The following is a 7,532-nucleotide window of genomic DNA, read 5'->3' as shown; positions in this document are numbered from 1 at the left end:
CGGGGCGGCGACCGCCGGGGTTGCGGGTACGGCGGGAGGCGCGGCGCCCGCGGGTCCGGGGGCCCCGGTCACCCCGCGTGCCGCGAGCGCGGCGGCGGTCGCGGCGACGAGGGGAGCGGTCGGGGGATCGCTCGGCGCATCGGCGGGGGTGGCGGCCGGGCCGGCGGGCACGTCGGGGTAGAGGTCCGGGGCGTCGTCGTCGGTGGGGGCGGGCGCCGGCGACGCCGGCTCCTCCTCGCCGCGGAAGAGGCCGATGAGGGCGCGCTGGAAGTCGTGGCCGGTGGGGGTCGACTCGCTGCCGTCGTCGGGCGGTGTGGTGGACATACCTCGTCTCCGGGCCGGCGCGCGGTGGCCGGTCTCCTCGGTGGAACGCGCGGGGACGGGCCAGGTTACGCCGACGGCGCCTCCCTGCCGACCCCTGCGGAGCGGCGGGGAGGCGCCGTCGTGGCGCTCGGGACCGGGGACCCGGTCCCGGGCCTCAGCCCTCGTCGCCGCCCAGCGCGGTGATGGCCTCGTGGATCGAGAGCACCCGCTCGGCCGACTCCACGTGGAGGTTCTCGACCATCTTGCCGTTGTAGGTCACGACGCCGGAGCCCTTCCCGGCCTCCCAGGCCTCGAGCACGCCGCGGGCGTCCTCGACGGCCCTCGCGCTGGGCGCGAAGGTCTCGTTGGCGCCCGCGACCTGGCCGGGGTGGATGAGGGTCTTGCCGTCGAAGCCCATCTGGGCGCCCTGGGTGCACTCCGCGAGGAACCCGTCGGTGTCCTTCACGTCGTTGTAGACGCCGTCGAGGATCGCGACGCCCGCCGCGCGCGCCGCCAGCACCGACCACGACAGGGAGGTCAGGAGCGGCGCACGGCCCGGGACGTGCTCGGCGTACAGCTCCTTGACCAGGTCGTTCGTGCCCATGACGAGCACCGCGAGGCGATCGTCGGCGGCAGCGAGCTCGCGCACGCCGAAGATGGCCTCGGGCGTCTCGACCATCGCCCACAGGCGGGTGTGGTCGGGGGCGCCGGCCTTCTCCAGCGCGGCGACGAGCTGCTTGACCTCCTCGGCGCTGTTGACCTTCGGCACCACGACGCCCGCGGGCCCGGCCTGGGCGGCGGCGACCATGTCGTCGTCGTGCCACTGGGTGCCGAGGCCGTTGACGCGGATGGTGACGGTACGGCGGCCGTACTCGCCGCTGCCGACCGCGGCGGCCGCCGCCTCGCGGGCCGCGGGCTTGGCGTCGGGGGCCACCGCGTCCTCGAGGTCGAGGATGAGCCCGTCGCAGGCGATGCTCTTGGCCTTCTCCAGCGCGCGCTCGTTCGAGCTCGGCATGTAGAGGATGGAGCGGAGCGGCGTGAACTGCGGGGTGGTCTCGCTCATGGCTCAGGCCTCCTGACCGGTCGGGGCGTCGATCGCGTCGTACTGCTGCTTCAGCTCGGGGTCGATGGCGGCCAGCTGCTCGGCCAGCTCGACGAGCACGAGGCACTGCTTGAGGGAGGCGTCGTCCTCCATCTTGCCGTCGAGCATGACCGCGCCGGTGCCGTCACCCATCGCGGCGACGACGCGGCGGGCGTGGGCGATGTCCTCCACGCTCGGGCTGAAGACGCGGTTGGCGATGGCGATCTGCTTGGGGTGCAGGCTCCACGTGCCGACACAGCCGAGCAGGAACGCGTTGCGGAACTGGTCCTCGCACGCCACGACGTCGGCGATGTCGCCGAACGGGCCGTAGTAGGGGTAGATGCCGTGCATCGCGCACGCGTCGACCATCCGCGCGATCGTGTAGTGCCACAGGTCCTGCTGGTACGTCGTGCGCTGGGCGTCGACCTGCGCCGCGCCGTCCTCGCCGCGCGGCGGGTCCTGGCGCACGAGGTAGCCGGGGTGGCCGCCACCGACGCGCGTGGTCTTCATGCGGCGGTCGGCCGCCAGGTCGGCGGGGCCCAACGAGAGGCCCTGCATGCGCGGGCTGGCGCCGCAGATCTCCTCGACGTTCGCGACGCCGCGGGCCGTCTCGAGGATGGCGTGCACGAGGATCGGGCGCTCGAGCCCGGCCTTGGCCTCGAGCTGGGCGAGCAGGCGGTCGACGTACTGGATGTCCTCGGCGCCCTGCACCTTCGGCACCATGATGACGTCGAGCTTGTGCCCGATCGCCGGCACGAGCGTCAGCAGGTCGTCGAGCACCCACGGGCTGTCGAGCGCGTTGATGCGCGTCCACAGCTGGGTGGAGGCGCCGGGGCCGCCGAGGCCCTCGGTCTCCTGGCCGATCCGCACCAGGCCCTCGCGGGCGGCGACCTTGCTGTCCGCCTTGATGGCGTCCTCGAGGTTGCCGAGGAGCACGTCGACCTTCCCGACCATGTCGGGCACCTTGGCCGCCATCTTGGGGTTGCCCGGGTCGAAGAAGTGGATGGCCCGGCTCGGCCGGGCCGGGATCTCACGGACCGGGGCCGGGGCGCCGACCGCGAGCGGGGCGAAGAAGTCCTTGGCGCTGCGCATGGAACGGGAACGTAGCAGCGACTACCGGGCGGTAGGAGCGGGGGCGTGGCCGTCGTCACGTCGGGGTGGTGCGCGCGGGCCGGCGGACAGCGGGTGGCGGCGGAAGAGTGCGCAGGTTCAGTCGTCGGGCCCTCCGGGGACTGAATCTGCGCACTCAGCCGGCGGCCGCCGCGGCCTCGTCGTGGACTCGCGATGCTCGATGCGCTCGTCGAGCGTGAACCGGGCCGGCCCCCAGGGAGGGTCCGCCTCCCACCGTCGAGGCGCCGTGGACGCCAAGGCCCGAGACCGAGCGGCGGTCAGGCGGCGGTCGAGCCCCGGGTCGTCGAGGTCCCCGGCGACGACGACGAGCACCGCGAGCCCGGCTGCCTCGAACCGCTCGCGCCGGTGGGTGTCGGCGCGGTGCCGGGCCCGCGAGCGGTGGACGGCTCCGTCGTACTCGATCGCGAGGCCCGCCTCGACGTCGAGGAGGTCGGGCACCCCGACGAAGGCGCCGGCGTCGTCGTGGACGCGGGCGTTGCACAGCGGCCGGGGGTGGCCCGCCGCCCTCCATCGGGACCGCAGCCGGGACTCGGGTGGGGACAGCACTCGCTCGTCGCAGAGGTCGAGCAGTTCCTCGAGGCGACGCACCGCGGTCACGCCGAGGGCGGACCGGGACCACCGGCGCAGCCGGTGCACGGAGGTCAGGTGCGCTGCGAACGCCATGTCGACGGCGACGACGCGCTCGACCGGGTCGGGGAGGTGGCGCAGCTCGTCGACGAGCGCCCGTTCAGGCCGTGTGCAGCGGACACCGGCGACGACGGCGACGTCGCCCGCAGGGAGGGCCGCCCGGCTGGGACGTCGACCGGACGTGGCACGCAGCTGCCGGGTGGGGTCGACGACCTCCACCGGGCGGCCCGGGGCCGGGTCGTCCCCGAAGTAGAGGGCACCGTGCAGCCGCAGCGCTGCCCAGCCCGTGAGGGCGGCCGAGCCCGTGGTGACCGCGCCGGCGACCGTGGCCACCTCGAGGATCCGCTGCTCGACGGTCGGGTCGGCCGATCGCGGCACGAACCAGCCGCCACCGAGGGCGCGCCACGCCGGCCCGTACGCCACCGATCGGGGAACACGGTCCGCGGGGGGCTTCCGTGCCTGACCGTCGGGTCGCCACAACCGCTGCGGCTGCGTCCACACGACGGGGCCCTCGCGGCGTGCGGTCCACCCGATCTCGTCCACCGCCGTGCCCTGCCCGCGCTGGGCCGGGCCCACGCACCCGCGCCCCGGGTTGTGGAGGACGCGGGTTCACGCAGAGTGCGCAGGTTCAGTCGGCGAGGGGCCAGACGGCTGAACCTGCGCACTCACCGCTCCTACCGCGACCCCCTCAGCCGGTACGGCGGAACCAGCGGCGCCGCTGCTGCTCGCGCCGGTCCGCCTGGACGGCGGCGGCGCGCTCGGCGGCGGCCGCTCGGCGGGCGGCGAGGCGCTCGCGCCAGGCGGCGACCTCGGCCTCGACGTCGCGCCGCTGCGTCAGCACCGGCGGTCCGCCGGGGTTGCCGTAGAGCGCGCGGCGGACCCGGTCGTTGAAGTCGACGAGCTCGCGGCGCACCTCCTTCTCGGTGACGAACCGGTCGAGGCGGGCCTCGAGCTCGGCGTCCTCCTTGCGCAGCGCCAGCGCCGGCGGCAGCACGCCGGTGATCTGCTCGCGCTCGACGAGCCGCTTCACCCACCAGTCCGGGTCGTGCTCGACGCCGAGGTCGGCGATCGGCTTGCCGTAGCCCGGCAGGTCGTCGAAGTCGCCCCGGTCGCGGGCGCGTTGCAGCTGCAGCTCCACCCACTGCGTCTGGTGGCGGATCCGCTCGGCGGCCGCACTCCGGCCGGTGCGCTCGTCGCGCTCGTCCTCGCGGAAGCGGTCGCCCGGGCCGGGACGCGTGGTCGCGTCGGGCCGCTCGGTCGGATCGGGTTCGTCGGGCACGGTCATCACCCCCGCCGACCAGCGTACGAACCACCCGGAGGAGTGAGGCGCCCTCCGGGCCACGCGGGGGACGGGTCCGGAGGGCGCTGCGGCGGCCGGCGCTCGGGGGTGCGGGGCCGCCGTACCCATGGTGGGGGCTCTACCTGTGCGGGGCCTGTGCAGCGGCCGTGGTGTGCGTCACGGCCGACGCGGTCGACGCGGTCGGCGCTCCCGCCCGGGGTACGGCGAGCAGGGCCAGCGCCGCGAGCAGCGCGCTCCCCGAGCACAGGCCCCAGACCGTGAGGTAGCCCGACAGGGGCGCCGCGCCCACGCCCGGCTCGTCCAGCGAGCCCGTCGCGGTCAGGGCGATCGCGAAGACGGCCGAGGCGATGGCCCCGCCGACGGTCTTCGTCGCGTTCGTCATGCCGGTCGCGAACCCCGTGCGGTCGGGCGGCGCCGCGGCGGCGGCCGCCGCGGGCAGGGCGGCGACGAGCAGGCCCGAGCCGAGCCCGGCGATGCCGAGGTTGGTGAGCATCTCGGTCACCGAGCCGTGCAGCGGCAGGAACAGCCCGTAGCCCAGCGCCACCAGCAGCAGCCCGCCGACCATCGCCCCGCGGGGGCCGAGCAGCCGCGTGGCGAGGGGCAGCAGGAGCGCGCCGACGAGCATCGTCACGACGTACACCCCGACGAAGGTCGAGACGGTGGCCGCGTCCACCCCGAGGCCGTAGCCGACCTCCTCGGGGTCGGCGCGCGCGAAGGTCGACAGCGGGATCTGCGCGCCGAGCACGCTCATGCCGAACAGGAACGCGGTCAGCTGCACCGGCCACTGGCCGGGCGTCGCCAGCAGCCGCACGTCCACCAGCGGCTCCGGGGTGGCCGCCTCGACGCGCACCAGGAGCCCCAGGAACGCGGCGCCCGCGAGCAGCAGCAGCCACGGCCAGGGTGAGCCGACGCCCTCGAGGCGCACCACGACGAGACCGGCCATCACCAGGCCGAGCACGACGGTGAGCAGGCCCAGCCCGCGGAAGTCGTAGCCGCCGGTCGCGACGCCCGGGTCGCGCTCGATGCCGAACCAGATGACGACGAAGCAGAGCGTCACGGCGACGGCGGGCAGGGCCAGGAGCACCGGCATCGACGTGGCCTCGACCAGCGCACCGCTCGTCAGCGCGCCCACGATGACGCCCGCCTCGAGCGCCGCCACGAGCACCGCGGCGGCGCGCCGGGTCAGCCGGTCCTGCTCGCGCGTTGCGGAGGTGCGCCGGTGGATGATCGCGACCTCGACGGGCAGCCACACGACGTACGCGCCCTGCAGCGCCCAGCCCACCAGGAACGTCCAGAAACCCGGCGAGAACGCCAGCATCCACGAGCCCAGCGCCGTGACGGCCGTCGAGACGAGCAGCACGTTGCGGTGGCCCCACAGGTCGCCGAGCCGCGCCAGCAGCGGCACCGCGAGAGCGGAGACCATCAGCTGCGCGGCCTCGAACCAGTTGACGTCGCCCTCGGGGATCCCGAGGTGGTCGGCGATGTCGGAGAAGATCGGCGTGTAGTAGCCCTGCAGCACCCCGCTGGCCAGCTCGACGGCGACGAGGAAGCCGACGATCGCCCACAGGCCAGGCACGAGGGGCGAGGTGCCGCTCGGGGCTCCCGCCCGGGCCCCCGGGCGCGCGGCGCTCACGCGGGCAGCCCGCGCAGGAGGGCGGCGTACCAGTCGACGCCCCGCAACAGCCCCTCGACGGTGAGGCGCTCGTCGTAGGAGTGGATGGCCTCGCGCTGCGCCTTGCTCATCGGGAACGGCGCGAAGCGGTAGACGCGCTCGCAGATCGCGGTGAAGTGCCGCGAGTCGGTGGCCGCCATCATCACGTACGGCGTGGGCACGGCCTCGGGGAACACCTCCGCCGTCGTCGTCTCGAGGAGGGCGAAGGCCGGGTCGTCCGCGTACGGCGACACCGGGCTCGGCTCGCCCGGCTCCAGCACGCTCACCTCGGCGTGGTCGCCCACGACGCGGCGCAGGTGCTCGTGCACGCTCGCCACGGTGTCGCCGACGAGGATGCGGGCGTTGACGACGGCCGTGGCGGTCGACGCGATCACGTTGGGCGCGGGCGAGCCGGACAGCATCGTGGTCGCCAGCGTCGTGCGCGTCAGCGCGGCGGCCTCGGGGCCGGCGGCCGCGAGGACGCGGGTGAGCAGGGGCGTCAGCCGCCCGCCCGCCGCGGCGAGCGCGACCCGCAGGGGCGCCGGGGCGTGCGGGGCCAGGCGGCGGAACAGCTCGATCGCCGGGGCGGGCAGGCGTGCCGGCATCGGCGCCCGGTCGATGGCCAGGACGGCCCGGGCGACGCGGGCGGTCGGCCCGTTGCGCGCCGGCGTGGAGGAGTGCCCGCCCCGGCCGGTGGCGCGCACCTCGAACAGGGTCGTGCCCTTCTCGCTCACCCCGACGACGGCCATCGGGGTCGTGACGCCGGGGAACGCGCCGCCCGCCACCGCCCCGCCCTCGTCGAGCACGAACCAGGGTGCGACGCCGGCGTCGCGCAGGTGGTCGACGGCGGCCTGGGCCGTCGTGCCCGAGACCTCCTCGTCGCTGCCGAACGACAGCCAGACGTCGCGGGCCGGCGTGAAGCCCTCGGCCAGCAGCCGCTCGACCGCGGCGCAGACGCCGACGACGCTGCCCTTGTCGTCCAGCGTGCCGCGGCCCCAGACCGCCCGGCCCTCCGGGGAGTCGGCGACCACGGCGTCGAACGCCGGGTGGGTCCACGGCGCCTCGCCGTCGACGGGGACCACGTCGAGGTGGGCCATCAGCACGACGGCCGGGCCCCCGCCGGTGCCCCGCCAGCGGAACAGCAGCGCGTCACCGCCCACCCGCACGAGCTCGAGGTGCTCGTGGAGCAGCGGGAAGTGCGTCGCCAGCTCGTCGTGCAGCCGCGCGAACACGCCCGGCTCGACGGTGTCGGGGGCGCGCCGCGAGACCGTGGGGACGCGCACGAGCGCGCGCAGCGCCGCGACCGCCGGGTCGTCCTCGGGTCGTGCGGATGGTGCTGGTCCTGCGTGCGCCTGCTGCGCGTCCTGCGTCATGGTGCCCTCCCTGCGCGGCACCGTAGCGCCCGCACGGGCCACGCGGGCGGGTTCGCCCGGACCGGC

At 75.6% G+C, this 7,532-nt stretch carries 6 protein-coding genes and 1 pseudogene; all 7 read right to left on the bottom strand.

Annotated features, from left to right (window positions below; all coding sequences use genetic code 11):
* A pseudogene (locus tag KK617_RS13775) lies at positions 1-324 on the bottom strand (hypothetical protein); the annotation flags it as partial.
* A 154-nt stretch (positions 325-478) separates the two neighbouring features.
* Complete coding sequence (locus KK617_RS13770; RefSeq protein ID WP_277500649.1) at positions 479-1,366, bottom strand: CoA ester lyase; 888 nt, start codon at positions 1,364-1,366, stop codon at positions 479-481.
* 3 nt (positions 1,367-1,369) lie between these two features.
* The gene (locus tag KK617_RS13765; RefSeq protein WP_277500648.1) at positions 1,370-2,476 is read right to left on the bottom strand and encodes a CoA ester lyase; all 1,107 of its coding nucleotides are present in this window, start codon (positions 2,474-2,476) and stop codon (positions 1,370-1,372) included.
* Positions 2,477-2,593: 117 nt separating this feature from the next.
* Entirely contained in the window at positions 2,594-3,685 is a 1,092-nt protein-coding gene (locus KK617_RS13760) for a hypothetical protein (protein WP_277500647.1), read from the bottom strand.
* Positions 3,686-3,830: 145 nt separating this feature from the next.
* On the bottom strand, positions 3,831-4,421 hold the full coding sequence (locus tag KK617_RS13755) for a DUF1992 domain-containing protein (RefSeq protein ID WP_277500646.1): 591 nt from the start codon (positions 4,419-4,421) through the stop codon (positions 3,831-3,833).
* A 139-nt stretch (positions 4,422-4,560) separates the two neighbouring features.
* On the bottom strand, positions 4,561-6,075 hold the full coding sequence (locus tag KK617_RS13750; RefSeq protein ID WP_277500645.1) for an MFS transporter: 1,515 nt from the start codon (positions 6,073-6,075) through the stop codon (positions 4,561-4,563).
* Positions 6,072-7,466: a M20/M25/M40 family metallo-hydrolase gene (locus KK617_RS13745; RefSeq protein ID WP_277500644.1), complete on the bottom strand. Its 1,395-nt coding sequence runs from the start codon at positions 7,464-7,466 to the stop codon at positions 6,072-6,074. Before KK617_RS13745 ends, KK617_RS13750 begins: the two co-directional genes overlap by 4 nt.
* Positions 7,467-7,532: the final 66 nt, after the last annotated feature.

The organism is Nocardioides sp. ChNu-99 (assembly GCF_029493445.1).
Classification (GTDB): Bacteria; Actinomycetota; Actinomycetes; order Propionibacteriales; family Nocardioidaceae; genus Nocardioides.
The sequence above is the reverse complement of the archived record's forward strand: the minus strand, read 5'-3'. Positions and strand labels throughout refer to the sequence as shown.

Bases quoted from the DNA above. Each gene is read 5' to 3' on its own strand.
- KK617_RS13770 (WP_277500649.1), bottom strand. From the start codon at position 1,366: ATGAGCGAGACCACCCCGCAGTTCACGCCGCTCCGCTCCATCCTCTAC.
- KK617_RS13765 (WP_277500648.1), bottom strand. From the start codon at position 2,476: ATGCGCAGCGCCAAGGACTTCTTCGCCCCGCTCGCGGTCGGCGCCCCG.
- KK617_RS13745 (WP_277500644.1), bottom strand. From the start codon at position 7,466: ATGACGCAGGACGCGCAGCAGGCGCACGCAGGACCAGCACCATCCGCA.